Annotated in this window: 21 protein-coding genes and 3 pseudogenes; 14 read left to right on the top strand and 10 right to left on the bottom strand. The window is 37.5% G+C overall.

From position 1 onward, the window contains the following. The first annotated feature begins 1 nt into the window (after window position 1). From QZ114_RS08765 to QZ114_RS08725, 9 genes and pseudogenes are all read left to right on the top strand, one after another. A pseudogene (locus QZ114_RS08765) lies at window positions 2-2,185 on the top strand (CD3337/EF1877 family mobilome membrane protein). Next, a complete protein-coding gene (locus tag QZ114_RS08760; protein WP_295502352.1) occupies window positions 2,182-3,183 on the top strand; it encodes a lysozyme family protein in 1,002 nt (333 codons plus the stop codon). Before QZ114_RS08765 ends, QZ114_RS08760 begins: the two are co-directional and overlap by 4 nt. Further along, complete coding sequence (locus tag QZ114_RS08755; RefSeq protein ID WP_001224318.1) at window positions 3,180-4,112, top strand: conjugal transfer protein; 933 nt, start codon at window positions 3,180-3,182, stop codon at window positions 4,110-4,112. The genes QZ114_RS08760 and QZ114_RS08755 overlap by 4 nt, the downstream gene beginning before the upstream one ends. A gap of 313 nt (window positions 4,113-4,425) precedes the next feature. Next, window positions 4,426-4,473 (top strand): annotated as a pseudogene (locus QZ114_RS09865) (hypothetical protein); the annotation flags it as partial. Between the two features lie 15 nt (window positions 4,474-4,488). Beyond that, window positions 4,489-6,408, top strand: coding sequence for a tetracycline resistance ribosomal protection protein Tet(M) (gene tet(M) / locus QZ114_RS08745; protein ID WP_061364406.1), 1,920 nt, complete (start codon window positions 4,489-4,491; stop codon window positions 6,406-6,408). A gap of 363 nt (window positions 6,409-6,771) precedes the next feature. Continuing rightward, window positions 6,772-7,017, top strand: a complete 246-nt coding sequence (locus QZ114_RS08740) for a hypothetical protein (protein ID WP_001813542.1) — start codon at window positions 6,772-6,774, stop codon at window positions 7,015-7,017. Beyond that, complete coding sequence (locus QZ114_RS08735) at window positions 7,014-7,349, top strand: hypothetical protein (protein WP_000806926.1); 336 nt, start codon at window positions 7,014-7,016, stop codon at window positions 7,347-7,349. Before QZ114_RS08740 ends, QZ114_RS08735 begins: the two co-directional genes overlap by 4 nt. Before the next feature lie 12 nt (window positions 7,350-7,361). After that, on the top strand, window positions 7,362-7,730 hold the full coding sequence (locus tag QZ114_RS08730; protein ID WP_000567222.1) for a hypothetical protein: 369 nt from the start codon (window positions 7,362-7,364) through the stop codon (window positions 7,728-7,730). After that, window positions 7,717-8,016, top strand: coding sequence for a DUF5960 family protein (locus QZ114_RS08725; protein ID WP_001072467.1), 300 nt, complete (start codon window positions 7,717-7,719; stop codon window positions 8,014-8,016). Before QZ114_RS08730 ends, QZ114_RS08725 begins: the two co-directional genes overlap by 14 nt. 117 nt (window positions 8,017-8,133) lie before the next feature. Here the strand turns inward: QZ114_RS08725 and msr(D) are convergent, their stop codons facing one another. The 3 genes from msr(D) to QZ114_RS08710 all read right to left on the bottom strand — a co-directional run bounded on the left by msr(D) (window position 8,134) and on the right by QZ114_RS08710 (window position 11,490). Next, window positions 8,134-9,597, bottom strand: coding sequence for an ABC-F type ribosomal protection protein Msr(D) (gene msr(D) / locus QZ114_RS08720; RefSeq protein WP_000420313.1), 1,464 nt, complete (start codon window positions 9,595-9,597; stop codon window positions 8,134-8,136). A gap of 119 nt (window positions 9,598-9,716) precedes the next feature. Then, on the bottom strand, window positions 9,717-10,934 hold the full coding sequence (mef(A), locus tag QZ114_RS08715; RefSeq protein ID WP_000417519.1) for a macrolide efflux MFS transporter Mef(A): 1,218 nt from the start codon (window positions 10,932-10,934) through the stop codon (window positions 9,717-9,719). Window positions 10,935-11,319: 385 nt separating this feature from the next. Further along, a complete protein-coding gene (locus QZ114_RS08710) occupies window positions 11,320-11,490 on the bottom strand; it encodes a hypothetical protein (RefSeq protein WP_000873143.1) in 171 nt (56 codons plus the stop codon). A 521-nt stretch (window positions 11,491-12,011) separates the two neighbouring features. On the opposite strand from QZ114_RS08710, the gene QZ114_RS08705 reads away from it, so the two are divergent. Continuing rightward, window positions 12,012-12,203, top strand: a complete 192-nt coding sequence (locus QZ114_RS08705; protein ID WP_001860868.1) for a cysteine-rich KTR domain-containing protein — start codon at window positions 12,012-12,014, stop codon at window positions 12,201-12,203. 59 nt (window positions 12,204-12,262) lie between these two features. Here the strand turns inward: QZ114_RS08705 and QZ114_RS08700 are convergent, their stop codons facing one another. Further along, the gene (locus QZ114_RS08700; protein ID WP_001227347.1) at window positions 12,263-12,616 is read right to left on the bottom strand and encodes a helix-turn-helix transcriptional regulator; all 354 of its coding nucleotides are present in this window, start codon (window positions 12,614-12,616) and stop codon (window positions 12,263-12,265) included. Window positions 12,617-13,120: 504 nt separating this feature from the next. Here QZ114_RS08700 and QZ114_RS08695 point away from each other — a divergent pair. Together QZ114_RS08695 and QZ114_RS08690 are read left to right on the top strand one after the other, a co-directional pair. Next, entirely contained in the window at window positions 13,121-13,543 is a 423-nt protein-coding gene (locus tag QZ114_RS08695) for a sigma-70 family RNA polymerase sigma factor (RefSeq protein WP_000804885.1), read from the top strand. Next, complete coding sequence (locus tag QZ114_RS08690; RefSeq protein ID WP_000857133.1) at window positions 13,540-13,770, top strand: helix-turn-helix domain-containing protein; 231 nt, start codon at window positions 13,540-13,542, stop codon at window positions 13,768-13,770. The genes QZ114_RS08695 and QZ114_RS08690 overlap by 4 nt, the downstream gene beginning before the upstream one ends. A gap of 225 nt (window positions 13,771-13,995) precedes the next feature. Here QZ114_RS08690 and QZ114_RS08685 read toward each other — a convergent pair whose 3' ends face one another. After that, complete coding sequence (locus QZ114_RS08685; RefSeq protein ID WP_001845478.1) at window positions 13,996-14,247, bottom strand: hypothetical protein; 252 nt, start codon at window positions 14,245-14,247, stop codon at window positions 13,996-13,998. Between QZ114_RS08685 and QZ114_RS08680 the strand changes: the two genes are divergently transcribed. Both QZ114_RS08680 and QZ114_RS08675 read left to right on the top strand, forming a co-directional pair. After that, window positions 14,231-14,434, top strand: coding sequence for an excisionase (locus tag QZ114_RS08680; protein ID WP_000814511.1), 204 nt, complete (start codon window positions 14,231-14,233; stop codon window positions 14,432-14,434). The two genes, QZ114_RS08685 and QZ114_RS08680, sit on opposite strands and share 17 nt — an antisense overlap. Before the next feature lie 81 nt (window positions 14,435-14,515). After that, window positions 14,516-15,733: a tyrosine-type recombinase/integrase gene (locus QZ114_RS08675; protein ID WP_001291561.1), complete on the top strand. Its 1,218-nt coding sequence runs from the start codon at window positions 14,516-14,518 to the stop codon at window positions 15,731-15,733. A 161-nt stretch (window positions 15,734-15,894) separates the two neighbouring features. Here QZ114_RS08675 and QZ114_RS08670 read toward each other — a convergent pair whose 3' ends face one another. The 5 genes and pseudogenes from QZ114_RS08670 to rlmD all read right to left on the bottom strand — a co-directional run bounded on the left by QZ114_RS08670 (window position 15,895) and on the right by rlmD (window position 18,843). After that, window positions 15,895-16,497, bottom strand: a complete 603-nt coding sequence (locus QZ114_RS08670; RefSeq protein ID WP_000821271.1) for a CPBP family intramembrane glutamic endopeptidase — start codon at window positions 16,495-16,497, stop codon at window positions 15,895-15,897. Between the two features lie 2 nt (window positions 16,498-16,499). Next, complete coding sequence (locus tag QZ114_RS08665) at window positions 16,500-16,733, bottom strand: hypothetical protein (protein WP_000840776.1); 234 nt, start codon at window positions 16,731-16,733, stop codon at window positions 16,500-16,502. A 65-nt stretch (window positions 16,734-16,798) separates the two neighbouring features. Next, window positions 16,799-17,104: pseudogene (locus tag QZ114_RS08660) on the bottom strand (replication initiator protein A); the annotation flags it as partial. Continuing rightward, on the bottom strand, window positions 17,101-17,274 hold the full coding sequence (locus QZ114_RS08655; RefSeq protein WP_295502314.1) for a hypothetical protein: 174 nt from the start codon (window positions 17,272-17,274) through the stop codon (window positions 17,101-17,103). The pseudogene QZ114_RS08660 and the gene QZ114_RS08655, both read right to left, overlap by 4 nt. 207 nt (window positions 17,275-17,481) lie before the next feature. After that, a complete protein-coding gene (gene rlmD, locus QZ114_RS08650; RefSeq protein ID WP_295502307.1) occupies window positions 17,482-18,843 on the bottom strand; it encodes a 23S rRNA (uracil(1939)-C(5))-methyltransferase RlmD in 1,362 nt (453 codons plus the stop codon). Window positions 18,844-18,905: the final 62 nt, after the last annotated feature.

Genomic DNA, 18,905 nt, shown 5'->3' with positions numbered 1-18,905 from the left:
TGTGAAACCATCAATAGTAAACAGAATAAAATCAAACTGGACGCTGAAACGTCTAGGTAAAGTGGCAATGACAGTGGCTTTCACACTTGTGATTGCCATTTTTCTTTTAGCCATGCTGGGAACGGTGGTTCAAGCTGCGGGCTTGGTAGATGATACGGTCAATGTGGCAAATGAATACAGCCGATACCCACTTGAAAACTATCAACTGGATTTTTATGTGGATAATAGCTGGGGCTGGCTTCCGTGGAACTGGTAGGACGGGATTGGAAAACAGGTCATGTATGGACTATATGCCATTACCAATTTTATTTGGACAATCAGTTTGTATGTTTCCAATGCGACAGGTTACTTAGTACAGGAAGCCTATTCCTTAGACTTCATTTCCGCTACAGCAGATTCCATTGGTAAGAATATGCAGACCTTAGCTGGTGTGAGTGCAAACGGATTTTCAACAGAGGGTTTCTATGTTGGATTCCTCTTACTCTTGATTTTGGTTCTTGGGGTTTATGTTGCCTATACGGGACTGATAAAGAGAGAAACCACAAAGGCAATTCATGCCATTATGAATTTTGTGCTGGTGTTTATCCTATCGGCTTCCTTTATTGCCTACGCTCCCGACTACATTAAAAAAATCAATGACTTTTCATCAGACATCAGTAATGCCAGTTTATCACTTGGCACGAAGATTGTCATGCCCCATTCCGATAGTCAAGGCAAGGACAGCGTGGACTTAATCAGAGATAGCCTGTTTTCCATACAGGTTCAGCAACCGTGGCTACTGCTTCAATATAACAGTTCAGACATTGAAAGTATTGGTATTGACCGTGTGGAAAGCCTGCTCTCAACCAGTCCAGATTCCAACAATGGGGAAGACAGAGAAAAAATTGTTGCGGAAGAAATTGAAGATAGAAGCAATACCAATCTAACCATTACAAAGACGATTAACCGTTTAGGTACAGTCTTCTTCCTATTTGTCTTCAATATTGGGATTTCCATATTTGTATTCCTATTAACAGGAATCATGATTTTCTCGCAGGTACTTTTTATCATCTATGCTATGTTTCTGCCTGTGAGCTTTATTTTAAGCATGATTCCATCATTTGATGGTATGTCAAAACGAGCCATAACAAAGCTCTTTAATACCATTTTGACACGAGCTGGAATCACATTGATTATTACGACAGCATTTAGTATTTCAACCATGCTCTATACCTTATCGGCTGGTTATCCGTTCTTTTTGATTGCTTTTCTACAGATTGTGACCTTTGCAGGAATCTACTTTAAGCTGGGCGATTTAATGAGTATGTTTTCTCTACAGAGTAACGATTCTCAAAGTGTGGGAAGTCGTATGATGAGAAAACCTCGTATGCTTATGCACGCTCACATGCACCGTCTACAGCGGAAACTTGGACGCTCCGTGACTGCTTTAGGGGCTGGGTCTGCCATTGCCAGTGCTACGGGTAAAAAAGGACAGTCGGGTTCGGGAAGTTCTGCGAGTACACAAGCAGATCACTCTCGACCAAACGGGCAGGAAAAATCAACACTAGGAAAGCGTATCGGTCAAACCATCGGTACAGTAGCTGATACCAAAGACAGAATGGTAGATACTGCTGGTAATTTGAAAGAACAGGTTAAGGATTTGCCGACCAATGCAAGATATGCAGTATATCAAGGAAAATCCAAAGTAAAAGAGAATGTCCGTGATTTAACCAGTAGTATTTCTCAAACCAAAGCGGACAGAGCCAGTGGACGCAAGGAACAGCAGGAACAAAGGCGAAAAACCATTGCGAAGCGTCGCTCTGAAATGGAACAGGTCAAACAGAAAAAACAGCCTGCTTCTTCTGTTCATGAAAGACCGACTACAAGACAAGAACAATATCATGATGAACAGACCTCAAAACAGTCTAATATTCAGACTTCATATAAGGAATCTCAACAAGCCAAACAAGAGCGTCCAGCAGTTAAGTCCGATTTTTCAAGTCCAAAAGTGGAACGCCAAGGCAATACCGTTCAAGAAAAAACCGTTCAAAAGCCAGCAACTTCAACCACTACAGCAGATAGAACTTCACAACGTCCAATCACAAAAGAACGTCAGTCTACTGTTCAAAGAGTACCACTACAAAATACAAAAAGTAGACCACCAATCAAAACCGCCACCATTAAGAAAGGCAGTAAGAAACCATGAAGCTGAAAACTTTAGTGATTGGTGGTTCTGGATTATTCTTGATGGTCTTCTCACTGCTTCTGTTTGTTGCCATTTTATTTTCAGATGAACAGGACAGCGGAATTTCCAATATTCATTATGGAGGTGTGAATGTTTCCGCAGAAGTGCTGGCTCATAAGCCTATGGTAGAAAAATATGCCAAAGAATATGGCGTTGAAGAATATGTCAACATACTTCTTGCGATTATACAGGTGGAATCGGGCGGTACTGCGGAAGATGTTATGCAGTCCTCGGAATCCCTCGGTCTTCCACCTAATTCATTGAGTACAGAAGAATCCATTAAGCAAGGTGTGAAGTATTTCAGTGAATTATTAGCCAGTAGCGAAAGGCTCAGTGTAGATTTAGAATCGGTTATCCAGTCCTACAATTATGGTGGTGGTTTCTTAGGGTATGTGGCTAATCGTGGAAATAAATATACCTTTGAACTGGCTCAAAGTTTCTCAAAAGAGTATTCAGGTGGCGAAAAAGTGTCTTACCCCAATCCCATAGCCATACCTATCAATGGGGGCTGGCGATACAACTATGGCAATATGTTTTATGTGCAACTGGTAACGCAGTATCTTGTCACAACAGAGTTTGATGATGATACGGTACAAGCCATCATGGACGAAGCACTGAAATATGAGGGCTGGCGATACGTTTACGGTGGAGCTTCCCCGACTACTTCTTTTGATTGTAGCGGACTGACACAATGGACGTATGGAAAAGCTGGAATTAACTTACCACGAACCGCACAACAGCAATATGATGTGACCCAGCATATCCCACTATCGGAAGCACAAGCTGGCGATTTGGTTTTCTTTCATTCTACCTATAACGCTGGCTCTTATATTACTCATATCGGGATTTATTTAGGCGATAACCGTATGTTTCATGCAGGCGACCCAATCGGTTATGCCGACTTAACAAGCCCCTACTGGCAACAGCATTTAGTGGGAGCAGGACGAATCAAACAATGAGAAAGGAAGATTTAATGATGAAATTTAGAAAAAATCAGAATAAAGAAAAACAGATACCAAAGGAAAAGAAACCTCGTGTCTATAAGGTCAATCCTCATAAAAAGGTTGTGATTGCCTTGTGGGTACTTTTAGGGCTTAGTTTCAGCTTTGCGATATTCAAGCACTTTACAGCTATAGATACTCATACTATTCACGAAACAACTATCATAGAAAAGGAATACGTTGATACTCATCATGTAGAAAATTTTGTAGAGAACTTTGCGAAAGTCTACTATTCATGGGAGCAATCCGATAAGTCCATTGATAATCGAATGGAAAGTCTAAAAGGCTATCTGACAGATGAACTTCAAGCTCTCAATGTTGATACAGTACGCAAAGATATTCCTGTATCGTCTTCTGTAAGAGGATTTCAGATATGGACAGTAGAGCCAACTGGCGACAATGAGTTTAATGTAACCTACAGTGTAGACCAGCTCATTACAGAGGGAGAAAATACAAAGACCGTCCACTCTGCTTATATAGTGAGTGTCTATGTAGATGGTTCTGGAAATATGGTACTGGTTAAGAATCCGACCATTACCAACATACCTAAGAAATCAAGTTATAAACCAAAAGCCATTGAAAGTGAGGGGACGGTTGATTCCATTACAACCAATGAAATCAATGAGTTTTTAACGACGTTCTTCAAGCTCTATCCTACAGCGACAGCCAGTGAACTTTCCTACTATGTGAATGACGGGATATTAAAACCAATCGGAAAAGAGTACATCTTTCAAGAACTGGTAAATCCTATTCACAATCGTAAGGATAATCAAGTCACGGTATCGCTGACAGTGGAGTATATCGACCAGCAGACCAAAGCAACGCAGGTATCTCAATTTGATTTGGTACTTGAAAAGAACGGGAGTAATTGGAAGATTATAGAATAACAAATATTGGTACATTATTACAGCTATTTTGTAATCACGTACTCTCTTTGATAAAAAATTGGAGATTCCTTGACAAATATGCTCTTACGTGCTATTATTTAAGTATCTATTTAAAAGGAGTTAATAAATATGCGGCAAGGTATTCTTAAATAAACTGTCAATTTGATAGTGGGAACAAATAATTGGATGTCCTTTTTTAGGAGGGCTTAGTTTTTTGTACCCAGTTTAAGAATACCTTTATCATGTGATTCTAAAGTATCCGGAGAATATCTGTATGCTTTGTATGCCTATGGTTATGCATAAAAATCCCAGTGATAAGAGTATTTATCACTGGGATTTTTATGCCCTTTTGGGCTTTTGAATGGAGGAAAATCACATGAAAATTATTAATATTGGAGTTTTAGCTCATGTTGATGCAGGAAAAACTACCTTAACAGAAAGCTTATTATATAACAGTGGAGCGATTACAGAATTAGGAAGCGTGGACAAAGGTACAACGAGGACGGATAATACGCTTTTAGAACGTCAGAGAGGAATTACAATTCAGACAGGAATAACCTCTTTTCAGTGGGAAAATACGAAGGTGAACATCATAGACACGCCAGGACATATGGATTTCTTAGCAGAAGTATATCGTTCATTATCAGTTTTAGATGGGGCAATTCTACTGATTTCTGCAAAAGATGGCGTACAAGCACAAACTCGTATATTATTTCATGCACTTAGGAAAATGGGGATTCCCACAATCTTTTTTATCAATAAGATTGACCAAAATGGAATTGATTTATCAACGGTTTATCAGGATATTAAAGAGAAACTTTCTGCCGAAATTGTAATCAAACAGAAGGTAGAACTGTATCCTAATATGTGTGTGACGAACTTTACCGAATCTGAACAATGGGATACGGTAATAGAGGGAAACGATGACCTTTTAGAGAAATATATGTCCGGTAAATCATTAGAAGCATTGGAACTCGAACAAGAGGAAAGCATAAGATTTCAGAATTGTTCCCTGTTCCCTGTTTATCACGGAAGTGCAAAAAACAATATAGGGATTGATAACCTTATAGAAGTGATTACGAATAAATTTTATTCATCAACACATCGAGGTCAGTCTGAACTTTGCGGAAAAGTTTTCAAAATTGAGTATTCGGAAAAAAGACAGCGTCTTGCATATATACGTCTTTATAGTGGCGTACTGCATTTGCGAGATTCGGTTAGAATATCGGAAAAGGAAAAAATAAAAATTACAGAAATGTATACTTCAATAAATGGTGAATTATGTAAAATCGATAAGGCTTATTCCGGGGAAATTGTTATTTTGCAGAATGAGTTTTTGAAGTTAAATAGTGTTCTTGGAGATACAAAGCTATTGCCACAGAGAGAGAGAATTGAAAATCCCCTCCCTCTGCTGCAAACGACTGTTGAACCGAGCAAACCTCAACAAAGGGAAATGTTACTTGATGCACTTTTAGAAATCTCCGACAGTGACCCGCTTCTGCGATATTATGTGGATTCTGCGACACATGAAATCATACTTTCTTTCTTAGGGAAAGTACAAATGGAAGTGACTTGTGCTCTGCTGCAAGAAAAGTATCATGTGGAGATAGAAATAAAAGAGCCTACAGTCATTTATATGGAAAGACCGTTAAAAAAAGCAGAGTATACCATTCACATCGAAGTTCCACCGAATCCTTTCTGGGCTTCCATTGGTCTATCTGTAGCACCGCTTCCATTAGGGAGCGGAGTACAGTATGAGAGCTCGGTTTCTCTTGGATACTTAAATCAATCGTTTCAAAATGCAGTTATGGAGGGGATACGCTATGGCTGTGAACAAGGATTGTATGGTTGGAATGTGACGGACTGTAAAATCTGTTTTAAGTATGGCTTATACTATAGCCCTGTTAGTACCCCAGCAGATTTTCGGATGCTTGCTCCTATTGTATTGGAACAAGTCTTAAAAAAAGCTGGAACAGAATTGTTAGAGCCATATCTTAGTTTTAAAATTTATGCGCCACAGGAATATCTTTCACGAGCATACAACGATGCTCCTAAATATTGTGTGAACATCGTAGACACTCAATTGAAAAATAATGAGGTCATTCTTAGTGGAGAAATCCCTGCTCGGTGTATTCAAGAATATCGTAGTGATTTAACTTTCTTTACAAATGGACGTAGTGTTTGTTTAACAGAGTTAAAAGGGTACCATGTTACTACCGGTGAACCTGTTTGCCAGCCCCGTCGTCCAAATAGTCGGATAGATAAAGTACGATATATGTTCAATAAAATAACTTAGTGTATTTTATGTTGTTATATAAATATGGTTTCTTGTTAAATAAGATGAAATATTTTTTAATAAAGATTTGAATTAAAGTGTAAAGGAGGAGATAGTTATTATAAACTACAAGTGGATATTGTGTGCTGAGAGCTTTCTTCTATACTAATAGACGAAAGGGTGTGAAAATGATTTTTAAATGATACTGTGGAACGGAACAGTAGCCCTAGTATTGACTACTGTCGTTTCTATTCATATTGGCTATTCTAGGACTGAGATGAAAAAATCTATAAATGCTCAGAATAAAATTGAACCCGCAAATCTCCCCAAAACAATGGTGAGTCATGTACTTGTATTATTCCGAAAAAATACACCTCTGGTGCAGTGAGACAAATTGGTGTATCTTATAGTGGCTTCGTAGATGAAAGCTATACTCTACTATCACTCTTTGATGATGTAGAACAAATTGAAAAAGATAATAGACTTCAGACAGCTATTGATGTTGTCAGAGAACAGTTTGGTTTTTTAGCCATACAAAAAGGAACCGTCCTAACTGAAGGTTCCAGAAATATTGAACGCAGTAAACTTATCGGTGGTCATTCCGCGGGTGGATTGGAGGGATTAAAATGAAACAAGAAAAAAATACAGTACAATTTTCAGAAATCCGTAGCAAAGGATGTAATGATATTGAAATGCTTGAAAGATTTTTACATGGAATCGTTGAAACAGCAACTTCAAAACTTCGTCAGAGAAAACTCAAAACAACTGAAATATCGATACGACTAGTACATGCTAAATCTGAAAACCGATTACCATTGGAATTTACATTTAGCATTAAGCCAACAAGCTCATCTGTGATAATCTATACTGAGGTAATCAATCGCTTTAAAGAATGTTACACAGGTGGGGGAATTCAAGGTTTTACGATTCAATTTGATAAAAATACCCTTGCCTCTGCATAGAAAGGATTTGATATGATTGACCGTTCATATTTACCATTTCAATCAGCAAGAGAGTACCAGGATACAAAGATGCAAAAATGGATGGGCTTTTTCCTATCTGAACATGCATCAGCACTCTCTGATGATACAAACAAAGTAACGTACATGTCTGACTTATCACTAGAGAAGAAATTATTACTCCTCAGTCAAGTATACGCCGGGCAGCTACGCACACGCATTCAAGTGATTGAAAAAAACAAGCGTGTTTCCTACACTGGAACAATACCAAGTCTGACCAAAGATTTCATTTTGATAAAAACTACAACAGGTCACATCAATTTGAAATTAAAAGACATTATTAGTATTGAACTTGTCGAGGAGGTGCTCTATGAATCAGCTTGAGTTTCAGCGTAATCACCTACAAATGGACTATTATAGCGAGAGCTACCAAGATTTTGAACGTGACTTCTACCGCTACTCTAACATGAATATTCCATTGACCTTCCTAACTGATGATATCCTAAAAACAATGGCGACTTCACGTAAGAATTACTTTGTCCTCAATAAGGAAAAGTCCAGAGATAACCGCGATCACTTCTTCATATTTGAAGTAAGTACCGTAGATGAGAATCCGCTAATCTATCATTATACATATAAGAAAACTACAATATATTTAGCAGAAAAATAGGAGCAGTTCAATTGACTGTTCCTATTTTTAATATTCATAAAATCTAAAGTCTTTATACTCTTTAACAATGGAGTCGCCAACCAGAACAGACTATACTGATCAGCGACTACCTTAAATTTAATGTTTCAGATTTATTTTCTTATCTCTAATTTCATAAACTACATCTGCTACATTTTCGAGTAATCGTTTATCGTGGGTGATAAACACGATAGTTCCGGTGTACTCCTTCATTAGTATTTCCAAAGCCTCTAAACTTGGTATGTCAAGGAAGTTACTGGGTTCATCCATTATTAGGATGTTATATCTACCCATGAGCATTTTAGCAAGCAACAATTTTATAATTTCTCCACCGCTTAAAACAGATAAACTTTTTCCAATATCGTTCTGTTTGAACCCCATAGATGCTAGCACTGAACGAATTTCTGATATATTGTAGTCACAATCCTTCTGCATAAACTCCATAACATTCTGATTACTGTTGTACTTGTAACCATTCTGTGCAAAGTAACCTATTTTTGCCTTAGGCGAAATAGAAATTCCTTCTTCATGGTTTAAGATCATTTGGATTAAAGTTGTTTTTCCGATTCCATTACCACCAGTTAACGCCACTTTTGCTCCTAACGGAATTTGAAAAGATGCATTTTCAAACAGAGCCTTATCCCCAAATACTTTATTAATTTCTGCACCGACTATAGGGTATGGATTATGGAGCTCCAATGCTTTACTTTGCCTGAAACGAATTCTGCGAATGCCTTCCGGAGCTTCTACTTTTCCTAAGGCCGCAATCCTGTGCTCTAGGGTTTTAGCAGCATTATACATCTTTTTTTCCTTACTTCCTATTGATTTTTGATGAGCTAAACGCCCTCCGTCTTCAGTACTTTTTTTCTTTGAAGAACCTTTTGCCTTCTGTTCTATTTTACGAGCCTGTTTTCGCTTTTCCTCCGCAGCCCTTTCCAATCGGGCACGTTCCGCAATAAATTGTTCGTATTCTGCAGCTTGGCTCTTACGTTCTTCCTCTTTCTGACGAAGATAATCAGAATAGTTTCCCCAATACTCAGTGATTTTGCCATCTTTCAGTTCCCATATTTTATCTACTATTTCATCAAGAAAATAGCGGTCATGGCTAATAACTAACAGTGCACCTGTAAAATATTTTAGCTGTCCTATTAGAAAATCAATTCCTTCACGGTCTAAATGGCTCGTAGGTTCATCCGCTAAAATACCATGAACCTGTGCCGATAAGGCCTGTGCTATTTTAAGCCTTGTTTCTTCACCACCGCTCATAGTCTGTATATTTAATTGCTCAACACCTAGCTTGCCTACAAGTGCAAAATCTTTTTCCTCCTGCAGAGTTACTTCGTCCAACTGGGGAATATAGGCAAGTTCACCCAGACGATTCATTTTACATCCTGGGGGAGTTAATTCTCCTAAAAGTACCCTGAGTAAAGTGCTTTTTCCAGCACCATTTGCTCCTACTAAACCAATACGGTCATAATCATATACTTCTAATTCATTTATATCTAAAACATCGCGTCCTTTGAATTCCACACGAATGTCTTTTGCTTTTAATATTAATTCCATAACATTTCCTCCTGTCTATAATCGCATGCTTTCATTTGCTTGTATGCAGGGAAAACCCTGCGATTTTAGCAGGAAGAGTTACATGAAAATAAGATACATAAATATTCCTCCAATATTGTTTATTTTAAATCTAATTTTCTAACCTCAGTTATCATTTGGCAAACTATAGCAATGCCAATAATTAAAATACCTGATAGTAAAAACCAATGATTTACACCGATTTTATCAGCAAAGAATCCAGAAAGAATTAACCCAATTGGCATAGCAAGTGACATGATACTTCCGATCAAAGAAAATACACGTCCTAAATATTCAGGCTTAATTTTCTCCTGAAAAAGAGCTGTTTGCACACCGCTATAAAATGGCACCGAAAGCCCCATTATTGCACAGCAAACTACGAATATTACAAATCCATTTGGAGGAAGTATTCCCGAAACGGCTAAACTGGTCCCCATTATAAAAAATGAACTTGTTATTAGTAATACATGCTTTTCGAAGCCCCCTAATCTTCCTAATAATAAGCCTCCTGCTAGCATCCCAAATGCAAAGGAAATTTCCGTAATAGAAATATGCACAGGCGTTCCATTAAAGTGTTCCATGCTTATTAAAGGAAATAGTGCATTGATTGGCATATAAACAAAAGTATATAGTGTTCCTAAGAGTAATAAGGCAAACAATCCTTTGTTTTGTCTCAGAACCACAACTCCTTCTTTCATCTCCCTTATGAAATTTGGTTCTAAACTTTGCACTTGATTACCCAGCTTAGGTATACGTACAATTGCTACCGTAATAGATGCAATCACAGCACCCAATACGTCGATGGCAATAATAGCATTTAAATCCCAAACGGAGTATAAGAGTGCTGCAACTGCCGGACTAACAATATAGCTTATAGACTGCAAAGACTGACTATAGCCTGCGCATTTCGTTAGCTGTTCTTCTGGTACTAAAAGTGGTGTAACCGCATTGAGTGCTGGGGTATGAAAAGCTGTTCCAATGCTACGGATAAACAATACTATCATAATCATCCAGACAGGTAGCTCCATACAGAATGCAACAATAGCAAGCACTGCACCAGCTGCTGCGATAATTAAATCGGCACCAATCATTATCTTCTTCCTATCATGACGATCCACTAGCACACCAATGGCAGGTCCCAAAATCGCATAGGGTAAAAAACCTACTAATGAAGCCATAGACAAGACCATCGCAGATCCTGTTTTTTCTGTAAGGTAAAAAATAATCGCCATTTGCAGGATGGCACTAGTGATTAATGATACTGCTTGCCCTGCCCATATTGCATAAAATTTTCGTTTCCAATTGTTGTATTTTTCCATTTATATTATCTCCTGCATATTATTTTGCTTGAATTTCTATTTTGAATAGCATTCTAGGCAATAAAAAATGCAGGCCAAACCCCACAATGTGGCTTTTGGTCTGCATACATACAATTTGGAAACATTCATATTAAAGACATAGTTAAATAAAGGTATAGTTAAATAACCAATATCCTCACCGTAACTAATGAATGCTCAATATCGTATAAATAAGCACAACAAAAAAGCCTATCATCGGGTATAGATTCTGCTTTTTTTATTGCCAGCTTATCTTAAACGCATTGAGGCTGTCATAGTTTCGGTTCCTCCTACATCTTTGTTTATATCAATTTATAGTATAACACAAAAAGATGATATGTTCAATATAAAAGTTATGGAATGAGACTCATACTTCCAATTCGATGCCAGATTTAAAGGATATGACGAAGTTTTCTTCATAGACTGTAACGCTCTGGATTATCTTCCTTAGTAGCAAGCGATTAGCTTTCACAAAATCTTCTGTTTGTAGTTTTAAAAATTCATCAGGATTTTCTAACTCAACCTCAAAATATTTCATTTTACATTCCCTCATTTCATTTATTGATAAATTGAGTTTGCAAAAAAGAGTGGACAATTTTTGTCTACTCTTAACCTTTAAAATAGTTTTTTTTAATCGATTTGAAGTTGCCTAAATTATTACTTATTCGGTAAAATGAAGTATTGCTTTCAACAGATTTCCTTCAACTACACTTCACTTGATTCAAACAAGGTGGGTACATTTCTATTCCCACAAACTCCTTGTCAATGGAAACAAACACGTACCCACAGGGTAAATGGAAATAGAAACTGATAATTTCTAGCTATCACTTCTACTCATTCCAAAAATTTTCTCACTCTGATACTTACCCACCATAAAGCAAAAAGCCTTGCAATCAAGGCTTTCATTATCCCTTTCGTTCAAAGGTTTCTAAGCTTTTACGAGCAGAGCGACACACTCAGCGGTTCGCTATCTCCGTTCTGTCTGCGTGCTAGCACTTGTCAATCACGGACAGCTATCGCATGGGCGGAAGTAAATGCTAATCTTCGTCGTTTTACTCCTTGACTAGCAAACTTACCGCCTCAACATGTCCTGTATGTGGAAATAAAACACGATTAAAGATAAGGGAAGATACTGAATTAAAAAAATTCCCCCTCTATTGTCCGAAATGCAGACAAGAAAATTTAATTGAAATAAAGCAGTTCAAAGTAACTGTGATTACAGAGCCAGACGCAAAGACGCAGAGCCGATAAAATGAGATTAATACAATCTCATTTTATCGGCTCTTTCCGTTATGTATGGATTCTTTTAATTAGTCTTCGATGTTTCTTGCTTCGTTGATACCGCTGGCTAAAGATTCCATTAAGGATAGTTCTTTGTCTGTAAAGCTATCCATGTATTTCTCTATCTGTAATCGTCGGGTGCTTTTTACCAAGTTATTAGCAGGTAAGAAAAATTCATCAACGGAAACATGAAGTAACGATACAAGGTCATAAAGAACTTGTATGCTGGGGTGTTGCCCTTTATTTTCAATATTAGTTAAGTACCGTGGGTCAATTTCAATCAATGCTCCCACTTGTTCACGAGTTAAACCTCGTTTCAATCGAGCTTCTTTAATGGCTAAACCAAAGGCTCTAAAATCATATTTATCTTCTTTTTTACGCATAGTAGACCACCTCTATACATTTTATTGTTCCTACTGAATTAAAAACAGGTATAGAAAAACGTGTTATATGGTTTATAGGTTTATATTTAATAAAAAGCACTACTAAACGCCAATAAAAAAAACCGTTATATGGTAGTGCTATTTACGCTGTTAAAATATTGTATCTTACTTCCAAATGGCGGTTTGTTGGAGGTCAAAGTCGCCATGAAGTATATCACATACAATCAAGTTCCCCACATTGAGTATTTATCAAAAAAAGTCGTCTATCTGCAATAGATAAGTACGTCCACCAATGTGGTTTTATAAATCATATAGATAGAATAACAGAAGCATGTAAACAGAGAAATAAATCTGTTTATATGCTTTTTTGGCTATTCAGAACTTTTTTACAAAGTTTATTTATCAGTAATGCAACAAATCCCCCTTTCACATTGGGACTAAGAGTGAAAGGAGATAAACGAGCAAGGCTCACTTCCTTTCCTAGACAGAAAGGGGGTGAGAAACATGAAACCATCTTCTTTTCAGACCACAATAGAAAATCAGTTTGACTATATCTGTAAACGTGCTATGGAAGACGAGCGAAAGAATTATATGCTTTATCTTTCAAGGATTGCAAAGCGTGAGGTGTCCTTTTCGGATGTTGGCGATTATCTTGTTAGCCAGTTTGCGACAACAGATAACTATTCAACTGACTTTCAGATTTTTACACTCAATGGGTTATCAGTAGGCGTTGAAAATGATTTGTTGAGTGAAGCATTACGTGAGTTGCCAGACAAGAAACGTGAAATTCTACTGCTGTTTTACTTTATGGACATGAGCGATTCAGAAATTGCAGACCTGTTGAAATTGAACCGTTCTACTGTCTATCGGCATAGAACCAGTGGACTAGCCTTAATTAAAAAGTTTATGGAGGAATTTGAAGAATGAAAACACAATATCCTATGATTCCCTTTCCTCTCATTGTAAAGGCAACAGATGGCGATACCGAAGCGATTAACCAGATTCTACATCATTACAGAGGGTACATAACGAAGCGTTCCCTACGACTTATGAAAGATGAATATGGCAATCAAAGTATGGTCGTTGATGAAGTCTTACGTGGAAGAATGGAAACCAGACTGATTACAAAGATTTTGTCATTTGAAATTAAGTAATATCCTCTCTCCTTTCGTGGAAGCGTGCTAAACCATTCCACGCTTCCCGAACAGGGAGGTTTGTTATTCCACCAAAGCATATTGAGCTTTCAATGTGTTTTGATAGGCTAACGAGCCATTGTTCTTTGAAAACTGAATAAAAGTAATCGAATACGTTTCGATAAGAAAAGAGCCAACGGAACTAACCGCCATGACCTATCTTATAAAGATAGCGAGCGATTCATGTTAGTGATCCGAGAAGCAATCTTTAGCAGGATTGCCTGCAACGACATTCTTATCGTGATAATGATACTCCCATACAGTCAATAGTCCGAGCGTGATAAAACCGTCGCAGGCAATGAGTATGGCTACATGAGAACCATGCAGGGGTGGAACTCCCGTGAGCTTTGCTAAAGCTGTTCGATTGCTGGTAAAACAACTTTTATGAAATCCAAATAAGTGATTTGGAAAGGAGGATTTTATGAAGCAGACTGACATTCCTATTTGGGAACGTTATACCCTAACCATTGAAGAAGCGTCAAAATATTTTCGTATTGGCGAAAACAAGCTACGACGCTTGGCAGAGGAAAATAAAAATGCAAATTGGCTGATTATGAATGGCAATCGTATTCAGATTAAACGAAAACAATTTGAAAAAATTATAGATACATTGGACGCAATCTAGCGTCGCCAAAGGGTCTTGTATATGATAAAATAGTATTAAGTCGTATCAAGGCTCTTTCCATAAAGGAAAGGAGCAAATGCCATGTCAGAAAAAAGACGTGACAATAAAGGTCGAATCTTAAAGACTGGAGAGAGCCAACGAAAAGACGGAAGATACTTATACAAATATATAGATTCATTTGGAGAACCGCAATTTGTTTACTCGTGGAAACTTGTGGCTACAGACCGAGTACCAGCAGGAAAGCGTGATTGTATCTCACTTAGAGAGAAAATCGCAGAGTTACAGAAAGACATTCATGATGGTATTGATGTTGTAGGAAAGAAAATGACACTCTGCCAGCTTTACGCAAAACAGAACGCTCAAAGACCAAAGGTTAGAAAAAACACTGAAACTGGACGCAAATATCTTATGGATATTTTGAAGAAAGACAAGTTAGGTGTAAGAAGTATTGACAGTATTAAGCCATCAGACGCTAAAGAATGGGCTATTAGAATGAGTGAAAATGGTTATGCTTATCAAACCATCAATAACTACAAACGTTCTTTAAAGGCTTCATTCTATATTGCTATACAAGATGATTGTGTTCGGAAGAATCCATTTGACTTTCAACTGAAAGCAGTTCTTGATGATGATACTGTCCCTAAGACCGTACTAACAGAAGAACAGGAAGAAAAACTGTTAGCCTTTGCAAAAGCTGATAAAACCTACAGCAAAAATTATGATGAAATTCTGATACTCTTAAAAACAGGTCTTCGTATTTCAGAGTTTGGTGGTTTGACACTTCCAGATTTAGATTTTGAGAATCGTCTTGTCAATATAGACCATCAGCTATTGAGAGATACTGAAATTGGGTACTACATTGAAACACCAAAGACCAAAAGTGGCGAACGTCAAGTTCCTATGGTTGAAGAAGCCTATCAAGCATTTAAGCGAGTGTTAGCGAATCGAAAGAATGATAAGCGTGTTGAGATTGATGGATATAGTGATTTCCTCTTTCTTAATAGAAAGAACTATCCAAAAGTGGCAAGTGATTACAACGGCATGATGAAAGGTCTTGTTAAGAAATACAATAAGTATAACGAGGATAAATTGCCACACATCACTCCACATAGTTTGCGACATACATTCTGTACCAACTATGCAAATGCAGGAATGAATCCAAAGGCATTACAGTACATTATGGGACATGCTAATATAGCCATGACGCTGAACTATTACGCACATGCAACATTCGATTCTGCAATGGCAGAAATGAAACGCTTGAATAAAGAGAAGCAACAGGAGCGTCTTGTTGCTTAGTAGTACAAATGAATTTACTACTTATTTACCACTTCTGACAGCTAAGACATGAGGAAATATGCAAAGAAACGTGAAGTATCTTCCTACAGTAAAAATACTCGAAAGCACATAGAATAAGGCTTTACGAGCATTTAAGAAAATATAAAAAGATAATTAGAAATTTATACTTTGTTTTTATTAAAAAGCAGCAAACTATAAACTAGTAGGTTCCACACTAAATGTAGCCCCATACTGCCCCACAAGTCCGATTTATAGCGTACCATCCCTAAAAACATTCCCAATGAAACATATAAACACCAAGCTAGAATGGTTCCTGGATGATGAGCTAAGGCAAATAAAACACTTGTCAAAGCAACTCGAATATCTAATTTTCTAACCAAGTTCCATAAAATTTCTCTATACAAAAATTCTTCAACCATACTCGCATTGATTAAGAACAATAAAAATGAAAACCAAGGAACTTGATGTTGAAGCCCAATTAAGTTTGCTTGATTTGTGCTTTCTTGAGCATGAATCAGACTAAAATATAGACTGATAATCAGTAGGCTAACGAATCCAATACCAATCCACTTTATCCTAGTTTCCATATTGACCTTGGCCACTTGTTTTCGTTGACCATACATCCATAAAAAAGAAATGAGCGACGCTCCATAGATAATCTGTAGTATAGTTAACTCACCGATACAAAGAAATTTCAGTAAGTATAAGGATACCAATAGGACATTTACTTGTTGGAATATATAAACTGGAATTATTCTTTTCATAGTTACCTCCGAAATAAATCTTCATAATCTAAATCTAATACCTGCACAATCCTCTCTACCCATGGACTTTGAGGCATTCGTTGTTCCATCTTGTAGTGACGAATCTTTTGATACAAACGATTCAATTCACTTGGATAGTGAAACTCTCCCGCAAACATTTTTCTGGTTAACTCAATCCAGCTGATATTTCTTTCAGCCAAAATAATGGACAAGTTCTCCCAAAATCGTTCAGCCATATTGCTTCTCCTTTAGTTAGATAAATAATGTGTTTGTTCCATGTAAATCAATTGTTTCGTATCCCACTTGAAGACTGTTGGACTTCATCAATTAAGTCATATTCTTTAAGAATTTTTTTGATGGTCAGTAATTTCGACTTCGAACAACCTAACAGCTTCATCAGTTTAGAATTGGAAAACACTAAATAGACTGCTCCCTCTTCATCTATCCAACCACGACTGAGAGATCATTCTAAACGATCTTTTAAAATAGAATAAGCCACCTTTACTTCTAGTTTCATATCCATATATTTCTCATCCTCAAAAAGAATTTTAGGTAATTTGTAATACCGTTCTGAAGTTTGGTATTGATTTGCGGTAATTCGTTTCATAGCGCTCCTCCAAGTTCTTTGACTATTAAATCTCCACTTGATTCCAAGCGAACCAAGCCACTTTTTTCTAATTCAGCCATAAGAGAGATGGCTTCAACAATGTCAATTCCTATTTCACGTACTAAATATGAAATGACAATATAGCGTGATGATTGTAATTCTTTTGTCATTTTCCCTCCTGAAAATAAAAAAAGAGAACAATATTCAACTGTTCTCTCGTTAGTTAAATATTTATTGTTGTATTCATTTTTCCGATGCGCAAACGACATCTACAAATACATATACATCTATGTGCCTTTTTAGGACTTTTCTGACGTCAAAATTGCCTTTATCTACAAAGACAAAATGCTTGTAAAATAGCTTAAAATCAAGGATTTTCACCCTATTTTTCGTTGTAGCAACACTACACACTCCACGTGGTGCGTTTGAGGAAAAAGATCAACCGGCTGTACTTTCTTCAATTCATATCCTAATTCTTGGTAGAGTTTGATATCACGCGCCATAGTAGCGACATTGCATGAGATATAGGCAATGCGGTCTGCTCCTGTTTGGCTACTTGCCTTGATAAAGCTTTCTGTGAGACCCTTTCTTGGTGGGTCCACTAGGATAAGGCTTGGTTGAATTCCATCTTTAAGCCAGCTTTTCATGGCATTTTCAGCTGTGTCACAGACATAGTTGGCATTTGTAATATTGTTTAATACAGCATTCTTCTGACTATTCTCAACCGCTTCTGGAATGACTTCAACACCGTAGACTTCCTTGACATGTTTCGCAACAGAGAGGCCAATCGTCCCGATACCAGAATAGGCATCAATGACCACATCATCTGATTTTAATGCAGCAAAGTCAATGGCTGTTTGATAAAGTTTTTCAGCCATTTCTGTATTGACTTGGTAAAAGGCTGGTCCAGAGATTTGGTAGTCATTCCCAAACATCTGGTCAGTAATAAAATCTTGTCCATAAAGAGTGCGCCAATCCTTACCAAAAATTGCATTAGTGTTCTGGTCGTTGATATTTTGCATGACAGACACAATTTCTGGGAACTGCTTGATTAGTTGTTCAATCAATTGCTCTACACGAAAAATCTTCGGACGAGTGGTCACCAAAATAACCATAATTTGACCTGAATAGTGTCCGCGACGCACCACAAGATTACGGATCAAACCAGCTTGCTCTTTCTCATCATAGGGTTTCAAATCATAACGGCGGAGCAAGTCGCGTAGGGCTATAACTACCTCATCAATCACAGGATTTTGGATAAAGAAATCTTCCAAAGGCATGAGGTCGTGGGAATTCTTACGGAAAAAGCCAGTTTCCAAGACACCATTCACTCGACGAACAGGCACCTGCGCCTTATTGCGGTACTTGACTGGATTTTCCATACCAAGCGTTTCTGCTACTTCAATATCAGATATACCAGCCATCTTGTATAGACTGTCCTTGACTTGTTTGGTTTTGAATTTGAGCTGTTCTGGATAGGCAAGGTGTCCTAAATCAGCAATTCCTGAACGCAGATAAGCTAAATCTAGATCTTGATTACGGTGCGGTGACTGGATAAGGTATTCTTCAACTTTACCAAATCCAATCTTTTTATTGACCTTGAGGACTCGCATAAGGATTTTTTCACTCGGTAAGGCATTTTCCACAAAAAATACCAAACCATCTACCTTAGCAACTCCTGCGCCTTCATGGGTCAAATCAACAATTTCAACTTCTACAATATCATTTTTCTTTAACATGTCTTTCTCTTTCTATTGGCCGACAAAAAAAGACGGCAACGTTACGGTTACCATCTATTATA

Origin of the sequence: uncultured Streptococcus sp. (assembly GCF_901875575.1) — a bacterium.
Lineage (GTDB): Bacteria > Bacillota > Bacilli > Lactobacillales > Streptococcaceae > Streptococcus.
Note: the sequence above shows the minus strand (reverse complement) of the source record. Positions and strands in the feature narration are given on the sequence as shown.

Excerpts from the sequence above, each read along its gene's own strand:
- QZ114_RS08680 (WP_000814511.1), top strand. The coding sequence starts at position 14,231 with ATGAAGCAGACTGACATTCCTATTTGGGAACGTTATACCCTAACCATT.
- QZ114_RS08725 (WP_001072467.1), top strand. The coding sequence starts at position 7,717 with ATGAATCAGCTTGAGTTTCAGCGTAATCACCTACAAATGGACTATTAT.
- QZ114_RS08665 (WP_000840776.1), bottom strand. The coding sequence starts at position 16,733 with ATGGCTGAACGATTTTGGGAGAACTTGTCCATTATTTTGGCTGAAAGA.
- QZ114_RS08695 (WP_000804885.1), top strand. The coding sequence starts at position 13,121 with ATGAAACCATCTTCTTTTCAGACCACAATAGAAAATCAGTTTGACTAT.
- QZ114_RS08755 (WP_001224318.1), top strand. The coding sequence starts at position 3,180 with ATGAGAAAGGAAGATTTAATGATGAAATTTAGAAAAAATCAGAATAAA.
- QZ114_RS08675 (WP_001291561.1), top strand. The coding sequence starts at position 14,516 with ATGTCAGAAAAAAGACGTGACAATAAAGGTCGAATCTTAAAGACTGGA.
- QZ114_RS08690 (WP_000857133.1), top strand. The coding sequence starts at position 13,540 with ATGAAAACACAATATCCTATGATTCCCTTTCCTCTCATTGTAAAGGCA.
- QZ114_RS08685 (WP_001845478.1), bottom strand. The coding sequence starts at position 14,247 with ATGTCAGTCTGCTTCATAAAATCCTCCTTTCCAAATCACTTATTTGGA.
- QZ114_RS08655 (WP_295502314.1), bottom strand. The coding sequence starts at position 17,274 with ATGACAAAAGAATTACAATCATCACGCTATATTGTCATTTCATATTTA.
- QZ114_RS08760 (WP_295502352.1), top strand. The coding sequence starts at position 2,182 with ATGAAGCTGAAAACTTTAGTGATTGGTGGTTCTGGATTATTCTTGATG.
- QZ114_RS08730 (WP_000567222.1), top strand. The coding sequence starts at position 7,362 with ATGATTGACCGTTCATATTTACCATTTCAATCAGCAAGAGAGTACCAG.
- QZ114_RS08700 (WP_001227347.1), bottom strand. The coding sequence starts at position 12,616 with ATGCGTAAAAAAGAAGATAAATATGATTTTAGAGCCTTTGGTTTAGCC.
- QZ114_RS08710 (WP_000873143.1), bottom strand. The coding sequence starts at position 11,490 with ATGAAATATTTTGAGGTTGAGTTAGAAAATCCTGATGAATTTTTAAAA.
- rlmD (WP_295502307.1), bottom strand. The coding sequence starts at position 18,843 with ATGTTAAAGAAAAATGATATTGTAGAAGTTGAAATTGTTGATTTGACC.
- QZ114_RS08670 (WP_000821271.1), bottom strand. The coding sequence starts at position 16,497 with ATGAAAAGAATAATTCCAGTTTATATATTCCAACAAGTAAATGTCCTA.
- QZ114_RS08735 (WP_000806926.1), top strand. The coding sequence starts at position 7,014 with ATGAAACAAGAAAAAAATACAGTACAATTTTCAGAAATCCGTAGCAAA.